The 16,620-nt window shown below is 72.0% G+C and carries 14 protein-coding genes; 7 read left to right on the top strand and 7 right to left on the bottom strand.

Annotation, left to right across the window (positions count from 1 at the left end; genetic code table 11):
- Window positions 1–28 precede the first annotated feature (28 nt).
- The 3 genes from KBX34_RS08450 to KBX34_RS08460 form a co-directional block, all read right to left on the bottom strand.
- Window positions 29–1,288 carry a hypothetical protein gene (locus KBX34_RS08450; protein ID WP_210924282.1) on the bottom strand — a complete coding sequence of 420 codons (1,260 nt, stop codon included), beginning with the start codon at window positions 1,286–1,288 and terminating at the stop codon, window positions 29–31.
- A 294-nt stretch (window positions 1,289–1,582) separates the two neighbouring features.
- Window positions 1,583–2,464, bottom strand: coding sequence for a DUF2726 domain-containing protein (locus tag KBX34_RS08455; protein ID WP_210924283.1), 882 nt, complete (start codon window positions 2,462–2,464; stop codon window positions 1,583–1,585).
- A gap of 103 nt (window positions 2,465–2,567) precedes the next feature.
- Entirely contained in the window at window positions 2,568–3,440 is an 873-nt protein-coding gene (locus tag KBX34_RS08460) for a phytanoyl-CoA dioxygenase family protein (RefSeq protein WP_210789419.1), read from the bottom strand.
- 180 nt (window positions 3,441–3,620) lie between these two features.
- On the opposite strand from KBX34_RS08460, the gene KBX34_RS08465 reads away from it, so the two are divergent.
- From KBX34_RS08465 to KBX34_RS08475, 3 genes are read left to right on the top strand one after another with little or no spacing between them, the layout of a single operon-like run.
- Entirely contained in the window at window positions 3,621–4,757 is a 1,137-nt protein-coding gene (locus KBX34_RS08465; RefSeq protein WP_210924284.1) for an Asp23/Gls24 family envelope stress response protein, read from the top strand.
- A complete protein-coding gene (locus KBX34_RS08470) occupies window positions 4,754–5,338 on the top strand; it encodes a hypothetical protein (RefSeq protein WP_210924285.1) in 585 nt (194 codons plus the stop codon). The genes KBX34_RS08465 and KBX34_RS08470 overlap by 4 nt, the downstream gene beginning before the upstream one ends.
- Window positions 5,339–5,374: 36 nt before the next feature.
- Window positions 5,375–6,100, top strand: coding sequence for a helical backbone metal receptor (locus KBX34_RS08475; protein WP_210924286.1), 726 nt, complete (start codon window positions 5,375–5,377; stop codon window positions 6,098–6,100).
- Between the two features lie 47 nt (window positions 6,101–6,147).
- Here KBX34_RS08475 and KBX34_RS08480 read toward each other — a convergent pair whose 3' ends face one another.
- On the bottom strand, window positions 6,148–7,107 hold the full coding sequence (locus tag KBX34_RS08480; RefSeq protein WP_088948314.1) for a TerC family protein: 960 nt from the start codon (window positions 7,105–7,107) through the stop codon (window positions 6,148–6,150).
- A gap of 263 nt (window positions 7,108–7,370) precedes the next feature.
- Between KBX34_RS08480 and KBX34_RS08485 the strand changes: the two genes are divergently transcribed.
- On the top strand, window positions 7,371–7,763 hold the full coding sequence (locus KBX34_RS08485) for an FKBP-type peptidyl-prolyl cis-trans isomerase (protein ID WP_210924287.1): 393 nt from the start codon (window positions 7,371–7,373) through the stop codon (window positions 7,761–7,763).
- 55 nt (window positions 7,764–7,818) lie between these two features.
- Here the strand turns inward: KBX34_RS08485 and KBX34_RS08490 are convergent, their stop codons facing one another.
- Window positions 7,819–8,205, bottom strand: coding sequence for an STAS domain-containing protein (locus tag KBX34_RS08490; protein WP_210924288.1), 387 nt, complete (start codon window positions 8,203–8,205; stop codon window positions 7,819–7,821).
- A 183-nt stretch (window positions 8,206–8,388) separates the two neighbouring features.
- On the opposite strand from KBX34_RS08490, the gene KBX34_RS08495 reads away from it, so the two are divergent.
- Window positions 8,389–9,405 carry an SMP-30/gluconolactonase/LRE family protein gene (locus KBX34_RS08495; RefSeq protein ID WP_210924289.1) on the top strand — a complete coding sequence of 339 codons (1,017 nt, stop codon included), beginning with the start codon at window positions 8,389–8,391 and terminating at the stop codon, window positions 9,403–9,405.
- 108 nt (window positions 9,406–9,513) lie between these two features.
- Here the strand turns inward: KBX34_RS08495 and KBX34_RS08500 are convergent, their stop codons facing one another.
- A complete protein-coding gene (locus tag KBX34_RS08500; RefSeq protein WP_210789442.1) occupies window positions 9,514–10,782 on the bottom strand; it encodes an Ig-like domain-containing protein in 1,269 nt (422 codons plus the stop codon).
- An 806-nt stretch (window positions 10,783–11,588) separates the two neighbouring features.
- Between KBX34_RS08500 and KBX34_RS08505 the strand changes: the two genes are divergently transcribed.
- Window positions 11,589–12,545: a sugar phosphate isomerase/epimerase gene (locus KBX34_RS08505; protein WP_088948319.1), complete on the top strand. Its 957-nt coding sequence runs from the start codon at window positions 11,589–11,591 to the stop codon at window positions 12,543–12,545.
- Between the two features lie 22 nt (window positions 12,546–12,567).
- A complete protein-coding gene (locus KBX34_RS08510; RefSeq protein WP_210924291.1) occupies window positions 12,568–14,667 on the top strand; it encodes a PQQ-dependent sugar dehydrogenase in 2,100 nt (699 codons plus the stop codon).
- Window positions 14,668–14,785: 118 nt separating this feature from the next.
- On the opposite strand, the gene KBX34_RS08515 is transcribed toward KBX34_RS08510, so the two are convergent.
- Entirely contained in the window at window positions 14,786–16,465 is a 1,680-nt protein-coding gene (locus KBX34_RS08515) for a right-handed parallel beta-helix repeat-containing protein (RefSeq protein ID WP_231927402.1), read from the bottom strand.
- Window positions 16,466–16,620: the final 155 nt, after the last annotated feature.

The following is a 16,620-nucleotide window of genomic DNA, read 5'->3' on the forward strand; positions in this document are numbered from 1 at the left end:
CCCCCCCCCCGCCGCCGGTCACGCTGGATCAGTTGACGGTGATCCGCACCGAGTCGAACGCGGGCGTCTGGTTGGCCCGCTCCATCATCGGCAGGCGGTGCGAACCGTCGCCGGCCCAGACGGAGCACTGTGCCGTACCCGACTCCGGCAGGCCCGGGATCTGGATGGTCACCTCGTCAGGCTGGGCGCCACCGCGGCCGTCCTCGGTCGCGACGAAGAACGCGGGCACCTCCTGCGGCTCCGGCGGAGCGGTCAGGCTGTCCAGCATCCGGCATGCGGTGTGGAAGTGGCCCCGGACCAGGCCCTGGGCGTTGAGCAGCGAGCTCTCCACGTAGTAACCACCCTGACCGGCGGCGAGGAAGCGGTCCCGGACCAGGTTGCGGGTGCTGACCCGCAGGGTGAAGGCCTGGTTCTGGCCGACCTGCTGGGGGAACTGGGTGATCAGCAGTGACGGGTTGTTCGCGGCGGCGCCGACCTCACCGAACTCGGTGCTCACGCAGCGGTTGCCGTTCTGGAAACCGTTGTGCGGCTCGAGCTGGCTCTCGTCACAGTCGTTGGCCAGCACGCCGAGCCCGGCGCCGGGGGCGGTGCCACCGTTGTTCCCGCCGTTGTTGCCACCGGGAGTGGTGGTGGGGGTGGTGGTGGGGGTGCCGCCACCGTTGTTGCCGCCGGAGTTGTTGGTCGGCTGCACCTGGCACTCGGCGAGCTGCGCGAGACCCTGCGGCCGGGGACCGACCCGGTCGATGGCCGTCGTGATCCGGTCCAGCACCGCGCGCCGCTTGCCGGCCAGCGGTTGGAGGATCGCGCTACGGATGAACGCCTCACCCTTGTTGCCCTCGGCGGCCAACCGGCGGTCCGCCTCGGCGATCTGGGCCTGCAACTGGGCGAGGTTGCGGTCCACCTCGGCCCGCGCCCGGTCCGGCACCTGCGGCAGTTTGGCCGTCACGTCCGGGCAGGCAATGGCTGTGCCGGTGCCCACCGTGCCGTCCTTACCGTCCTCACACTCGGGGACCGACTGCTGTCCGTCACCCCAGTGATTACGCACCCACCGACCGTTCTGCCAGGTGCGGCTGGTCGAACCGCCGCCCGTCGGCGCGGTCGCGCCAGGGCTCGGTTCCACGCACTGCCCAGCAGCCGGGCGCGGCTTATTTGTCCGCCGGTCCTGGGCCGACGAAATCTGGGTCACGGCGACGACTCCGCCGAAGACCGCGAGCGTGCCGACAACGGCCAGCAGACGCTTGCTCCGCGCGTTGCCGGATGACCGGCCCGCCCGTGTGGACCTGCGCATCGAATTGTTCTCCTTCTCGATCCGGTAGTGGATTCCTGGCCTCGGCGGACCGACGGATGTCAGATGGCACGCCACGGCGGCGAGCACCGTGACCTACCCGGTAATGCGTCGATGGCCGACGATGCCCTTTCCACACCGTCCCCCGGGTCCCGACGACGCGGATGGGAGATCCTGTTCATTCGCGCAGGAGTACGGGTGGGCGACGGGGAAGGTTCAACCGGCGCACAGGAAATTGCCACGACCCGGCATCGAGCCGGCGCGGAGCGGAAAATCAGCAGGTGGAACGGGTGCCGATCAGTCGGCGCAGAGGTGGTCGAAGGCGAACCCGCCCACCAGTTCGTGGCGGCGCCCGCTCAGCGCGACGATCTGCGCGGTCAACTCGTCGCGCGGCACCAGGTCCGAGGCGACGTTCTCCCGCAGCCGTTCCCCGACGGCGACCGTGGCGAGGTCCTCGGCCAACCGGGCCGCGTCGATGCCGCAGGAGAAGCGGTGCTCGGTCACCGAGACCCGCTCGACGAGGCACGCGTCGGGGCGGACCTGCACCCAACTCCACCCCTGCGCCGGCCCGTGCACCCAGCGCACGTGCAGCCCTCGCACGATCGGGTCGGCCACCCGCCCGGCCACGTACGCCTCGACGGCCGCCGCCCGGGTCAGCGCGCCGAGGTCGTTGACCGGTCCGGTACGGCCGTCGGGCAGCCGACCGAGGATGTCCCGGAAACCCACCGGGGCCGGGTCGTCCCCGGCAGCGGTCACGCCGGCGCCTCCCGCGGCGTAGGCGCGCGCGTCGATCACGTACTCCACCAGGCGGCGGCCATGCTCGGCCGCCCGCAACGTCGGCGACCCGATCCGCAGCACCGGCAGGCCGACGGCGGCGCTCACCGCGTCCTTCAGCCGCTCGACGCGCTGCTCGGCAGAGCCGGCGGGCGCGACGGGGCCGATCTCCACGGCGACGATCGCCCGGCCGGTGTCGGCCGCGTAGACCACGAAGTCGAAGCGGGCGCGGCTGGCCGAACTCCACTGGCTGCCGGTGACACCGGGCGGGCGGCCCTGGACCAGGTCACTGAGCCGGCGCCCCGGGTAGACCCGGTGGCCCGCGCGGGTGAGCAGCGGGTCGCGCCCATACTCGGCGGGCACCGCCCGCAGCCAGCCGCGGTCGTCGCTGCCGATGCTCGTCATCTGCCTGATCCATCCGCCGGTCGGTCGAGCCGGGCCGAGTCTAGGTGGTCGATCATGACCTACACCTCGGCGGTGCGGCCGGTCCGGCGTACCCGGCCGACCGTTACTCGGCGGCGCCCATCACCAGGCCCTCGATGGTGTGCTTCTGCCGGATCGGCTCCAGCCGGTCCACGACCGGGCAGGGCAGGTGCTCCCGGACCAACGGCGGCAGGCTCTCCCAGTAGCCGCGGGTGACGGCCATGTCGTGGTGGGCGGCGTTTCCCGCTCCCGGGGCGTCGACGCCGAGCACCAGCACGGGGCGGGCCGACCGGGAGACGTTCGGGGTGCCGCGGTGGATGGTCAGCGCCGAGCGGGCCGAGATGTCCCCGCGCTGCGGGTACTTGCGCACCGCCCGCTGCTGGTAGCGCGGGTAGCGCTCCCGTGGCGGGAACATCTCGTGGTCGAAGTCGGCGCCGTGGTCCCACTGGGTGCCCGGGGCGATCTCGAACGGCCCCATCTCCTCCACCGTGTCGACGGTGGTCAGATTGAACGCCAACGAGGTGAGGCGCCGCTGCCTGCGGGTCTCCTCCGGCATCGGGAAGTCCCGGTGCCACGGTTGCATGGCAGCGCCGGGGAAGGGAATGTCGAAGCCCAGCTCGACGATCTCGTACTCCGGGCCCAGGACCGCCTGGCAGACCGACACCACCCAGGGCTGGGTGACCAGGTCGACGAAGCCCCGCAGCTGCTCCGGATGGATCTCCACGTACCAGCGCTGCGGGCCTCGTCCGACGGCACCGTCGGGCCGGGAGCGCGCCTCGTCGAACGCGGCGGCGACATCCTCGCCGACCTGGTCCACCCACGCCACGTCGAAGGCGCCCCGGCAGGCCGTGATGCCGTCGCGGTAGAGGTCGCCGAGCGCCTCGACCGGCACCTCGTCCGGGGCGACGGACGTGGGGTGGGCGGGCGACGCCGCTGGTGGGGCCGGGGAGACGCGCATCGGGGGCTCCTGGGGGTCGAAGCGTGGATTACAACGTTGTAGAAGCGTGTCAAGAACCAACAACCGGTGCCAGCGCTCGAGGCGAACGTGTGACGCAGGTCACGTCGAAGTCGTGTTCCACGGGTGCGCGGCGGGTGTATTCAGCCGGGTCGCCGGTAGCGGACCGGCCGGGAGGTCAGCATGTCGCGACAACAGCTCGGCACCCCCGCCGGGAGCGGTCTGGCCGCTGGCCAGCGTCAGGATGACCCGCGTCGCGTCCGCCGGCCCCGACTGGCCGGTGACCCGACCATCCGCCGGCGCCCTCGCGCTGATCGCGCGGGCCGACACCACCGGCTTCCTTCGCGGCCCGTCGCCATCCGCCCGACCGTCGGCACCACAGGGACCACACGCGTCATCCGGACCAGCAGCCCCACCACGCCTGCCGACGCGGGCCGGTATCCGACCAGTCGACGTCGTGCCGGGCCGGACCGCGGTGAGCCGGGCACCGTCACGGCGGCGGACGTCGCACGGATCGCGGTCGAAGCGGCCCGCCGGGTGTCCGGCGTGACCGGCGCCCACCCGACCGCCGTGCGTCTGGGCGGCGGGTCCGTGGGGCTCGACCTGCACCTGGTCACCTCGTACGGGCACAGCGTGCCCGCCGTGGCCGAGGCGGTCCGGGTGGCGGTCTCCGAGCGGGTGGCCGCCGGAACCGGCGTCGGCGTCACCGCGGTGACCATCACTGTGGACGACCTGCTCGTCCCCGGGGTGGACAGCGCTGAGGCAGGGCGGCCCGTCCGGCGGCCGGAGGCCGACATGCCGACGATCAACCGGGCCGCCACGGTGCTGCTGGCCGTCGCCCTGCTCGCCGGTGGTGTGCTGCTGGCCGTACAGGCGCTGCTGGTCACGCTGGGTCGCCCGGCGTCGCTGCTCGCGCGCACCGGCTGGTACGACGCGCTGACCAGCACCCGTTGGCACGACCCGGAGGTTCGCGCCGTGGCCGGCGGGGCCGTACTGCTGGGCCTGGTGATCCTGGCCGCCCAGCTGCGACGCTGGACACCGGCCCGGCTGCGGATCGACGAGCGGGACGGCTGGCACCTGCGGCGGCGGTGCCTGGAACGCCGGTTGACCGAGGCGGCCGCGACCGTGCCGGGTGTACACCAAGCACGGGTGCGCATCCGGCGGGACGGTGACCAGTGGCGCCCCCGGGTGCGAGCCACCGGCGACCCGGCGGCCCGTTCGGAGGTCGAGTTCGCGGTGAGCCAGGAGCTGCGGCAGCTCGCCTCGCATCGTGTCGGTCGGATCGAGATCCGGCTGCTGCCCCGCCGGCGGCCGGCATGACGGACGCCGCACACCGGCTGCTGTGGACCGTCGTCGCGCTGCTGCTGGTGGCGCTCGGAGCGACAGCGCTGGGGGCCAGCCTCGGCGCGCTGCCCGGCAGCGACCCGGGTGCGCCGCTGCTCGGGGCGGGGTTGCTGGACGCGTGGCGAGTAGCCGCGCCGTGGAGCACAGTGGCCGCGGCGGTCGCCGGAGCGCTGACCGCCCTCACCGGGCAGCGCCTGTTGGGCCGTGAGCTACGTCGGCCCCGCCAGGCACTGCACGGCATGCTGAGCCACCCCGGACGCCACCCGGGACGCACCCGCCTGGCTACCGACGTGCTCGTCGACGCACTGGAGCGCGACCTGACCGGCGACCCCGGGGTGCGCCGGGCCCGGGTGGTGCTCACCGGCACACCGGGACGTCCCGACGTGTGGATCCGGGTGGATATGGCGGCCGACGCCCGGGCCGACGCCGTACGCGAGCACGTCGACGCCGCGGTCCGCCGGTTCGCGACGACCGCTGGCTGCACACCCGCGCACCTCGACGTGACCGCCCGCATCGAGCCCCGCCGGCCCGGACCGGGGTTGCCACGACGGGCATGATCGGTGCCGGGACCGGTGGCGGACGGAGGTGCGCGGGTGCGGGTGGTGTCGTTGGTGCCGTCACTGACCGAGGCGGTGGCGGTGACAGTGCCGGGAGTTCTGGTCGGGGCCACGGACTGGTGCAGCCACCCGGCCGGGCTCGACGTCGCCCGGGTCGGCGGCAGCAAGTACCCGGACCTGGACCGGGTGCGCGCCCTGCGGCCGGATCTGGTGCTGCTGAACGTGGAGGAGAACCGCCGCGACGACGCGGAAGCGCTGCGGGCGGCCGGCGTGCCGGTGCGGGTCACCTATCCGCGTACGGTCGCGGGCGCTCTGACCGAGCTGGGCGAGCTGCTCGCCGAGCTGGGGGCGCCGACCGAGCCGGCCTGGCTGCGCGACGCCCGGCGGGCGTGGGCCGAGCCGCCCCGGCTGGCCCCGCCCCGCCGGGCGGTGGTGCCGGTGTGGCGTCGGCCGTGGGTGGTGCTCGGCGGCGACACGTTCGCCGGTGACGTGCTGCGTCGGCTCGGTGTGGTCAACACCTACGACGAGCATCCCGAGCGCTATCCCCGTCCCACGCTTGCCGAGCTGCGCGAGCGGGAGCCTGAGCTGGTGGTGCTGCCCGACGAGCCGTACCGGTTCACGGCCGACGACGGGCCCGAGGCGTTCCCCGGCGTACCGTGCGCGCTGCTCTCCGGTCGGCACCTCACCTGGTACGGCCCCTCGCTGGCCGAGGCGCCCGCCCTGCTGGCCGAGCAGCTGACCCGCCCGGTCATGGTCGGCTGACCCGACGCGGCCGGCGGCTCAACCGCCGGCTCCGGCGGCCTGGCGCCTCAGCGGCCGTTTCCGGGACGCCGCGCGGCTGGGATGCTGGCGCCGATGGAGACCGCCAGGGTCAGCACCACCACCGCGAGGGTCAACCAGACCGGCAGTTTGCCCACCGGCGTCTCGGCGAGGATGAGCTTCAGCCCCGCGAAGGCCAGCAGCAGCGCGAGCCCGTACCGCAGGTAGCCGAAGTGTCGCAGCAGGCCGGCGAGGCAGAAGTAGAGGCTGCGCAGACCCAGGACGGCGAACGCGGTGGCCGTCCAGACCAGGAACGTGTTGGTGGTGATGGCGAGGATCGCCGCCACCGAGTCGATGGCGAACACCACGTCGGTGGCCTCGATCGCGACGAGGGCCACCAGCAGCAGCGTCGCCACCCGCCGGCCGGCGACCCGGGCGGTGAACCGGTCGCCGTGGTAGCGGGCGTCGGTGGGCACCAGCCGACGGAACAACCGGACCACGACGTTGCGGTCCGGGTCGACGTCCGGCTTTCCGCGTACGGCCAGCCGCCAACCGGTCCAGATCAGGAAGGCGCCCAGCACGAACCCGGCCCAGGCGAGCCGGTCCAGCAGCTCGGCGCCCGCGAAGATGAACAGCAGACGGAAGAGAAGCGCCCCCACGACGCCCCAGAACAGCACCTTGTGCTGGTAGCCGGGCGGCACCTGGAAGTAGCCGAAGAGCAGGGCGAAGACGAAGACGTTGTCCACCGAGAGCGCCTTCTCCAACAGGTAACCGGAGAAGTAGGCGATGGCCGGGTCGCCGCCGAGGCCCCACCACACGACCAACCCGAACAGCAGACCCGCACCGATCCAGACGGCGCTCCACAGGATCGCCTCGCGCAGCTCGATGACGTGGTTGTCCCGGTGCAGGAGCACGTCCACGGCGAGCATCACCGCGATCACCGCGCTGACCGCCGCCCAGGCCCACAGCGGGACCGTGACCGTCGCCTCAGCCACCGACGCCCTCCGCATCGACCACGGTGCACCGCCCGCACCCCGCCGGCCGGCCGCTCCCGAGCCTAGGCGAACAGCCGGCCCTACGTCGGTGGTCGGTCGAAGTCCGGCGCCTCTGGTCGTACCGTCGAGGGGTTCGTCGTGGCCGTCGGCCCTGCCACCGGCGGCGCGGCGCGGTGGGCGATCGAGCAGGTGGCGGGTCCGCCGCACATCGGTGAGGGGCGATCCGGCAGGATCGACGGTGACCGGACACATCACCCAACACGGCAGGAGATCCCCGCATGAACCAGGCAGCAGGCGCCCGATCGGGCAAGCCCGAGGTGGGTCCGATCGAGGGTGCACCGCCGGCCGACCTCGTGATCGAGGACATCACCGTGGGCGACGGCCCGCAGGCCGAGGCAGGCCAGCTGGTCAGCGTGCACTACGTCGGGGTGTCGCACTCCACCGGCGGCGAGTTCGACTCGTCGTGGAACCGGGGTGAGGCGTTCGAGTTTCCGCTCGGCGGCGGTCAGGTCATCGCAGGTTGGGACCGGGGCGTCGTGGGCATGCGTGTCGGCGGCCGCCGCCGCCTGACCATCCCGCCGCACCTCGGGTACGGCGACCGGGGCGCGGCCGGCGTCATCGCGCCGGGCGAGACGCTGATCTTCATCGTCGACATGCTCGGCGTGCGCTGACCGATTGTCCGGGGGTCGCCGGCTCACGCCGGCGGCCCTCGCGGCGCGCCTCGGGTCAGGCGACCAGCTGCAGGTGCGCGGTCGCGGGAAGCGGGCGGCGCGCCGCCTCGACCACCCGGGCCGGCTCCAGGATCGGCATCACGCGGTGCAGACCGGTTGCGCGCAGCACCCGCGCCACCACCGGGCTCGGGTCGACCAGGACCAGCTCGCCGCCGCGAGCCCGCACGCGCAGATGCGCGGCGAGCAGAGTGCGGATGCCGGCGGCGGAGAGCAGCCGCAGCTCGGACAAATCAAGCTGGAGCACCGGACGAGGCGGCGCGGACCACAGCGCGGAACGGAACGCGGCGACCGTGGCGATGTCGACCTCGCCGGCCACCCGCATGAGGACCATCTGGTCACCCACGCTGACCTGCACGTCGAGCCGGTCGCTGTGCTCTTCCATGCCCTGAAATCTAGCCCCCACCCCCGACAGTTTCGCCCCTCCGCGGAGTGATTCCGGGTACGCCCAGGGTCATACCCCGAGGTGCTGCCCATCCCCCTCAGGGTGGAGCCGGGGGGCGACCGTCGGCACGCCGCGCGAGCGGCGAAACGGGGACGGCCGACAGCGGCGGTGGAGAATAGGCGGATGCTGATCCCCCGGCCCCGGCCGCCCCGGCTGATCCGTCCCGTCCGCGAGCCGGCAACCGTCCCTCCGGCACTGACCGGGGCGTGGGCTCCCACCGACCGCCGGCTCGACCAGGCCGAGGTGCTGCCCCTCCCCGACGGCGCCGTCGGGCCCGAGGACGTGCTCATCGACCGCACCGGGCGGGTGATCAGCGGCGACGAGGAGGGTCGACTCTGGTGGTGGCCGGTCGACGCGCCGGCCGGCACCCGACCCCGGCTGCTGGCCGAGACCGGTGGTCGACCGCTCGGCATCGAGCTGGACCCGTCCGGTGAGGCCCTGGTGGTCTGCGACGCGTACCGGGGGTTGCTGCGGGTCACGCCCGACGGCACGGTACGCGAACTGACCGGGACGACACCTCCGGTGCACCTGGCCAACAACGCGACGGTGGGCCGCGACGGCACCATCTACTTCACCGACAGCTCCGACCGGTTTCCGGTGTCGCACTGGAAACGGGACCTGCTGGAGCACCGCCCCAACGGCCGGGTGCTGGCCTACCACCCGGGCAGCGGTCGCACCGAGGTGGTGGCCGACGGGTTGTACTTCCCCAACGGGATCGCGCTGACCCCGGACGAGTCGGCCCTGATGCTGGTCGAGACCAGCACCCACCGTCTGCTGCGCGTGGAGTTGGGCGGCGGTGTGCGGGTTCTGGCCGACCTGCCCGCGTACCCGGACAATCTCGCCGCGGTGGGCGACGGGACGTACTGGATCGCGCTGCCCAGCCCACGGGTGCCGATCGCCGAACGGTTGCTGCCGCACCCGCGACTGCGCCAGATCGCCGCGCTGCTGCCCGACGCGATGCAGCCACAGCCACGCCGCTACGGGCTGGTCGCGCTGGTCGACGGCGACGGCGGGGTCCGCCGGACGCTGCACGGTCCGAACGGGCACTACCGGATGATCACCGGGGTACGCCAGCACGGCGACCACCTGTGGCTGGGCAGCCTGATCGGGACCGGGGTGGCCCGCGTACCCCTGGGGTGATCGCTCCCACGCCCATTGGCGGTGCGGCCCTTGCCTCGACGACGTCAAGGCGACGACGGGGCCGGTCCGCCAGGTGGCGGGCCGGCCCCGAAGGCTGGCGGCGGTGGCTCAGCGACCGCTGACCGAGGGTGCCGGGGCGGGCGACCCGCCGGCCACCGCTCCCGGGTGCGCCGGGGCGACCGGCGCGGGCTTGAGCCCGGGCGGCACCGGCAGGGCGCTGCCCCGGACGAACTCGTCCCAGCTCACGTTCCACGCGGTCCAGCCGTTGCCGGGCTGCAACTCCACCTCGGTGCCCTTGACGGTGACCAGGTCACCGACCTGGGTCACCCCCATCAACCAGTCCGCCGCGGTGGCGGACACGTTGGCGCAGCCGTGCGAGACGTTGGTGTTGCCCTGGTCCCCCTCCGACCACGGGGCGGAGTGGATGAACTCGCCACCCCAGGTGTAGCGCTGCGCGTCGTCGACGTCGACCACGTAACCACCGTTGGGCTCACCCCGGGTGTCGAAGGTGGTCCGTTGGTGCTTCTCCATGATCACCATCTTGCCGCTGGAACTCGGGGTGCTCGGCTTACCCAGGCTGACCGGGATCCGGCGGACCTGCTTGCCGTCGCGCATCACCGTCATCTGCTTGGTGGCGTTGTCGATCTCCAGTGAGACCTGGCGTCCGATCTTGGAGGTCGCGGTCCGCTCGGAGTCGCCCACCCGGTCCTTCCCGATCGGCAGACCCTCCAGGCCGGCCCGGACGCTGATCGTGGTCCCCGGCTTCCAGAAATCGGGTGCCCGGTAATAGACCTGACTTCCGTCCTCGAGCCACGACCAGGTGCCCGGCTGCGGGGGATTCGTTTTCACGAACAACCGCCGCTGCACATCCGCTCTGGCCTCTTTCGGAATTCCCGGGTCGAAGGCGACGGTTACCGGCATCGCCGTGCCGTACGTCCGATTGCCAACGAAATAGAGAGTGCTGGTGATCTGCGGTTTGGCGGATTTCGCCATCGTGGTGAACGTGGTGGTGCGAGTGGTGGTGGCACCGGAGTCGCCGGTGGCGGTCACCTCGGCGGTGTAGGTCCGTCGCGGTTGCAGCGGCGCGCTCGGCACCCAGCCCGAGCCATCCTCGCGCGGCTCGGCGTTGACCTGCTTGCCCTTGTCGTCGGTGAGGCGTACGCCAGTGACCCGGCCGCCCTTGACCACGGTGCCCACTTCGGCGCTGACCGGCACGTCGCGGGTCTTGTCCCCCGGTGTCACGGCGAGCTCCGGCGGGGCGGCGTGCCCCTTGGCCGAACCGGTCGCCGACTCCCGGTTGGCGGTGCACCCACCCAGGACGAGTGGTGCGGCTGCGATGGTTACCGCCAACATCGTCAATCGCCGCCTAGACGTCATGTTCAGTCCCCCCGTTTTTGACTTCCCTCTGTCACATTCTCGCTTCTTCGACAGGGGCGTCCACGGCATTCGCAAATAATCGGAGGCGCATTTATCGACGCATTTTCCGCCAATGTTCCGCTTGGCGGATGAGGCGTTCAAGCGACCCGTGTCACGCTCTTTGCTCTGCTTGAGCGACCACCACACCGGCTGTCCGGATCAGGGCGTCTCGCCTGGCCCGGCCCGGTCCCGCCTGGGCCCGCCTGGGCCCGCCTGGGCCCGCCTGGGCGGAAGTGGCGCGAACGAGGCGTGCGAGGGTCGCACCCGTCATGATCGACTCGGTTTCATGGAAGTCGGGGTATCGGGACGTCCCGGACACCGCGACTTCCATGAACGCGAGTGGATCACGCCCTGGGGCGGCGAGGCGCGGCGCGGCGCGACCCGGCGCGACCGGCGCGACCCGGCGCGAACGACGCGGCCCGGCGCGGCGCGGCGCGGAAGTAGGAGGTCGCGGCAGGCGGCGCACCTCGGGGGCGGACTTTTGTCAGTTGGAGCGAAACTTCTGCCGATCACGACGAAGCTTTGCCTTCGTCCGGAGGCAAGGGTAGGGTCACGATCCAGATAGAGGGTTGCCCATTCGTCGATCAGCTCGCCGCCACCCTGCCGGGTCGCCGCGTTCCGCCCCCGAGGGGTCCGGGCCGCACCCGAGCACCGTCCCTCACCGTCCAGCCGGAGCCAGCCTCCGGCCGGTTCGGCGCGTCCGGGCGACGGCAGCCGGGGTCGACTGCCGTAGACGGCATGCCAGCCGTCAGGAAGGGACCACCACCATGGATCAACAGATCAACCAACCGGAGCCGACAGCGGTGTCCGAGCCGGTCAGCCGCCGTGCGGTTCTGCGCGCCGCGACCGTTTCCGCCGCTGCCGTCGGCGCTGCCGGTATGTTCGCCGCTCCGGCCGCCGCCGCGCCCGCCGCGCAGTCCCACGGACGGCGCCGGGTGCCGGTGGACCGGATCAGTATCCAGCTCTACACGCTGCGCGATCAACTCGCCGCCGACCTGCCCGGCACCCTGGACGCGCTGCGCCGGATCGGCTACCGGCGGGTGGAGCACGCCGGTTTCGTCGGACGCACCGCCGCGCAGTTCCGGGCGGCTCTCGACGAGGCCGGGCTGCGCGCCACCTCCGGGCACACCGGCATCCCGCAGCCGTTCGACGCCGCCACCTGGGAACAAGCCCTCGCCGACGCGAACGTCGTGGGGTGCAAGAAGATCGTCCACCCGTACTTCGGTCGGGACGCGAGCGGCCAGGCGATCCGGGACCCCAACGTCTACCGGGCCCTGGCGCGCGACCTGAACAAGGCCGGCCGGATGGCCGAACGTGCCGGGCTCGACTTCGGCTACCACAACCACCAACTGGAGTTCGTGCCGTTGACCGACGGCTCGACCGGGTTCGACATCCTCACCGGGCAGACCGATCCCCGACTGGTCCACTTCGAGCTCGACCTCTACTGGACCTGGCGGGGCGCGCACGACCCGGTCGACGTGATCCGGGCCAACCGCGGCCGGATCCGTCAGGTGCACGTCAAGGACCTCGACGTCGAGGGCGGTTTCGCCGACCTCGGTGACGGCCTCATCGACTTCGGTCGGATCTTCGCCCACGAGCGCGAGGCCGGCATCGAGGAGTACATCGTGGAGCGCGACGACGCAGGCACCCCGCCGCGCTCCCCCGCCGACGCCCTGGACACCGCCCGGGTCGGCTTCGACTATCTCGCTTCACTCCGGTACTGAAAGCACCTCGGGGGACCACTTGATGAACAGGACCGCATTCGCGTCCGCCCTGCTGCTGGTGACGACCGGCCTGGTCGTACCACCGTCAGCCGCGGCCGCCGCACCGGCCGCACCGCCGGACAGCAGCTTCCAGAAAGTGACACTGAACGACTTCCCGGGCGAGCCGATGAGCCTCGCCGTCCTGCCCGACCTGCGGGTGCTGCACACCTCCCGCACCGGCGAGGTCCGCATCCACGACCCGCGCACCGGGCTGAACACCCTCGCCGCCGACATCCCCGTGTACGAGCACGACGAGGAGGGGCTGCAGGGGGTCGCCATCGACCCGAACTTCGCCCAGAACAAGTGGGTCTACCTCTACTACTCGCCGCCGATGAACACGCCGGTGGACGACCCGGCGACGCCCGACGTCAACGAGGGGGACGCGCCGGAGGTCGGCACGGAAGCGGACTGGCAGCGGTTCAAGGGCGCGCTGCGGCTGTCCCGGTTCAAGCTGGACGGGATGAGGCTGAACCTCGCCAGCGAGCAGCAGATCATCGACGTGCCCACCGACCGGGGCATCTGCTGCCACGTCGGCGGCCAGATCGACTTCGACAGCCTGGGCAACCTGTACCTGTCGACCGGTGACGACACCAACCCGTTCGCCTCCGACGGCTACATCCCGATCGACGAGCGGGCCGACCGTAACCCGGCGTACGACGCCCAGCGCACCTCGGCCAACACCAACGACCTACGCGGCAAGCTGCTGCGTATCAAGGTGAAGGCCGGTGGTGGTTACACGGTGCCGGCCGGCAACCTGTTCAAGCCGGGCACGGCGAAGACCCGCCCGGAGATCTACGCGATGGGGCTGCGCAACGCGTTCCGGTTCGCCGTCGACCGGCGTACCAACGACGTGTACCTGGGCGACTACTCCCCCGACGCCTCCAACCCGAACCCGGAGCGCGGGCCGGCCGGGCACGGCCGCTGGATGCGGATCGACAAGCCGGCGAACTACGGCTGGCCGTACTGCGTCACGCCGACGATCGCCTACCGCGACTACGACTTCGCCACCGGTCAGTCCGGCGCCAAGTTCAACTGCAAGCGCCCGGTCAACGACTCACCCCACAACACGGGCAAGCGGATCCTGCCGCCGGTGGAGCAGCCGGAGGTCTGGTATCCCTCCGCCGCCTCCGGGGAGTTCCCGCAGCTGGGTTCCGGCGGCATCGGCCCGATGGGCGGCCCGGCGTACGACTACGACGGGACCAGCACGTCGCGTACCCGTTGGCCGGCCTACTACGACGGGGTGCCGCTGTTCTACGAGTGGACCCGCGACTACATCAAGGAGTTCCGCCTCGACGAGGACGGTGACGTCACCGACATCCGGCCGGTGGTGCCATCGCTGGTCGTGGACAACCCGATGGACATGGAGTTCGGCCCGGACGGCGCGCTCTACGTGCTGGAGTACGGCGACGGCTACTTCGCCGAGAACCCGGACGCCCAGCTGTCCCGGATCGACTTCGTCCGGGGCAACCGGACGCCGATCCCGAAGATCAGTGGCACCCCGACGGTCGGGCAGGCTCCGCTGACCGTCGCGTTCTCCAGCGCCGGCACCACCGACCCGGACGGTGACAGGCTCAGCTACGCGTGGGACTTCAACGCGGACGGCTCGGTGGACAGCACCGACCCCAACCCGACGTGGACGTTCCAGGAGAACGGCTCGTACACCCCGACGGTGAAGGTGACCGACCGCACCGGGCGCTCCGCCTCGGCGACCCTGCCGCTGGTGGTCGGGCCGACCGCGCCGATCATCGAGTTCGTCGCCCCGGTGGCCGGGCAGCCGTTCCAGTTCGGGCAGACCGTCGCGTACGAGGTGAAGGTCACCGACGACCTGCCGGTGGACTGCTCCCGGGTGAAGGTCACCTACGTGCTCGGGCACGACGAGCACGGGCACCCGCTCTCCACGGCGACCGGGTGCTCCGGGACGATTCCCACCTTCGTGGACGGTGGGCACAGCGGTGCGGACAACCTGACCGCGGTGTTCGTCGCCGAGTACACCGACGCGCCGACCGAGCCGGGTGTGCCGCCGCAGTCGGCCTCGGCCACTGTCGTACTGGACCCGGACCCGGTGGCGGGTCTGGCCGGCTGATCACCTCACGATGACAGCGGCGGCCCCCGGCGGGAGCCGGTCGCCGCCGCTCCTCGTTCCACCACCGACCGCCGGTCGAGGGCCGTTGCCCGGCTGACCGCCGCCGCCGGGTGGTCGCTCAGGTCCAGTCGCTGTCGACGTGGTTGTCCCGCCAGCGTCCGCCCACCGGCGGGGTGTCGAGCTGCATCCCCTCGTCGGCGTTGCCGGCGAGGTCGTTGTCCTCGACCCGGCTGCCCACGCAACTGCCCCGATCGGTGATCCACAGCCCGTGCGTCTGGGTCTGGTGGTCGTGGTTGTCCCAGATCCGGTTGCCGCGGATGGTGGCCGAGTCGAACGGGGCGTCGATGGTGATGCCGGCCCGCCGCTTCGGCGCGGCAGCCAGTTCGTATCCACATCCCGGTGGCGGGATGTCGCCGCTCCACGCGCTGAACGCGTCCGGGCGGACCGGGGCGAGGGTGAGTTCGTCGCCGGTGTTGCCGGCGACCATGGCGACGGACCGTCCGACCCGCAGCATCTTGCCCCGGTGCCCGTCGTGCGGCCAGTTGGCCGACCGGTCCACCACGGACCGCTCGCCGTAGCGCACGGCATCACCCGTCCCGCCGGTGCCTTCGGCGTACTGTCGCCCGTTGTTGCGGATCCGGTTGTTGAGCACCACCGCGTCGGTCATCTGGTGGTCGACCCGGACCGCGTCCAACCCGTTGCCCCAGATCTCGTTGCTCTCGATCACCACGTCCCGGATCGCGCCCTGGTAGCCGCGCCTGAGGTTGCGCGTGTGATAGCCGTGCTGGCCGTTGCCGCTGATCCGGTTGCCCCGGACGGTGTACGGGCCGGGGGTGTTGCCGATGCTGACCCCGTCGCGCAGGTTGCCGTCGATGACGCAGTCGGTGAGCAGCCCGCCCCGGCCGGCCACCGACGAGGTGCCCTGCGACGACACGTCGAAGCCGGTCTCCAGGTTGCCGGTCATCGTGCAGGCCGAGACGATCAGACCGTCGGCGCCCCAGTCGGAGATGCCGAACCGGTTGCCCTGACTGTGGCAGCCGATGATGCGGTAGCCGCGTGGCGGCTCCCAGTAGTCCTTCTGCAGCTCCAGGAAGATCCCGTTGGTGCCGTTGGCCAGGGCGGTGCAGTTGGCGATGGTCAGCCGCTCCACCGGGCCCCACCCGCCGATGCCGATCCCGATGCCGGCGCCGCCGATCTGCTCGCCGTTGTCGAGGCGACCACAGCCGACCACCACCACGCCGTCGATCAGGGAGTCCTGGAGGAAGTCGCAGCCCAACCCGGTGGCGGCGGTGTGGTGGATGTAGAGGTTGCGGAACACGCCCCGCACCATGTACTGGATACCGAGGCCCTTGGCCAGGTAGCTGTACTCGGCCATCGCGACCCCGGAGCCGTCGATCTGGAAGTCGGAGAAGGTGCAGTCGGCGATGTGCCGGTCCCGGTCGGCGCCGTGCTGCACTGTGGTCCAGAAGGCCAGCGGCGTCGGATCGGCCCGGTTGCCCTCGTTGCTGAGCATGAACCGGGTCGCCGCCGGGCCGGCCCCGATCAAGGAGACACCGCTGCGCCACACCGTCCCCGCGTCCCGGATCGAGTAGATGCCCGGCGGGCAGTAGATGACGCGGGCCCGCCCGTCCGAGGCGTAACCGGCGCCGAGACGTTCCACGAGGGCGGCCAACGCCGGCTGGTCATTGGTCGCGCCGTCACCGGTCAGCCCGTATTCCAGCGCATCGCAGTAGAGGGGCGCGCCCGCCGAGGCGGGTCGTCGTACCCGGACCGAGTTCAGTAGCAGCTCGTTCGCCACGGCCACAGGTGGCTCCCTTCGACGCGTGCGGTGCGTTCCGGCGGGGCCGACTTCCCGATGACACGGCCGGGAAACCCCCGGCCCGACGACGCACGCCGGGAAACCCCCGGCCCGACGACGCACGCCGGGCAACCCCGGACATGGGCCGGCCCCGG

The organism is Micromonospora sp. M61 (assembly GCF_018070245.1).
Taxonomy (GTDB): Bacteria; Actinomycetota; Actinomycetes; order Mycobacteriales; family Micromonosporaceae; genus Micromonospora; species Micromonospora zamorensis.

Coding starts and splice junctions, on each gene's coding strand:
- KBX34_RS08460 (WP_210789419.1), bottom strand. CDS start 3,440: ATGCGCGTCTCCCCGGCCCCACCAGCGGCGTCGCCCGCCCACCCCACG.
- KBX34_RS08510 (WP_210924291.1), top strand. CDS start 12,568: ATGAACAGGACCGCATTCGCGTCCGCCCTGCTGCTGGTGACGACCGGC.
- KBX34_RS08450 (WP_210924282.1), bottom strand. CDS start 1,288: ATGCGCAGGTCCACACGGGCGGGCCGGTCATCCGGCAACGCGCGGAGC.
- KBX34_RS08505 (WP_088948319.1), top strand. CDS start 11,589: ATGGATCAACAGATCAACCAACCGGAGCCGACAGCGGTGTCCGAGCCG.
- KBX34_RS08500 (WP_210789442.1), bottom strand. CDS start 10,782: ATGACGTCTAGGCGGCGATTGACGATGTTGGCGGTAACCATCGCAGCC.
- KBX34_RS08480 (WP_088948314.1), bottom strand. CDS start 7,107: ATGCGGAGGGCGTCGGTGGCTGAGGCGACGGTCACGGTCCCGCTGTGG.
- KBX34_RS08490 (WP_210924288.1), bottom strand. CDS start 8,205: ATGGAAGAGCACAGCGACCGGCTCGACGTGCAGGTCAGCGTGGGTGAC.
- KBX34_RS08470 (WP_210924285.1), top strand. CDS start 4,754: ATGACGGACGCCGCACACCGGCTGCTGTGGACCGTCGTCGCGCTGCTG.
- KBX34_RS08495 (WP_210924289.1), top strand. CDS start 8,389: ATGCTGATCCCCCGGCCCCGGCCGCCCCGGCTGATCCGTCCCGTCCGC.
- KBX34_RS08485 (WP_210924287.1), top strand. CDS start 7,371: ATGAACCAGGCAGCAGGCGCCCGATCGGGCAAGCCCGAGGTGGGTCCG.
- KBX34_RS08455 (WP_210924283.1), bottom strand. CDS start 2,464: ATGACGAGCATCGGCAGCGACGACCGCGGCTGGCTGCGGGCGGTGCCC.
- KBX34_RS08465 (WP_210924284.1), top strand. CDS start 3,621: ATGTCGCGACAACAGCTCGGCACCCCCGCCGGGAGCGGTCTGGCCGCT.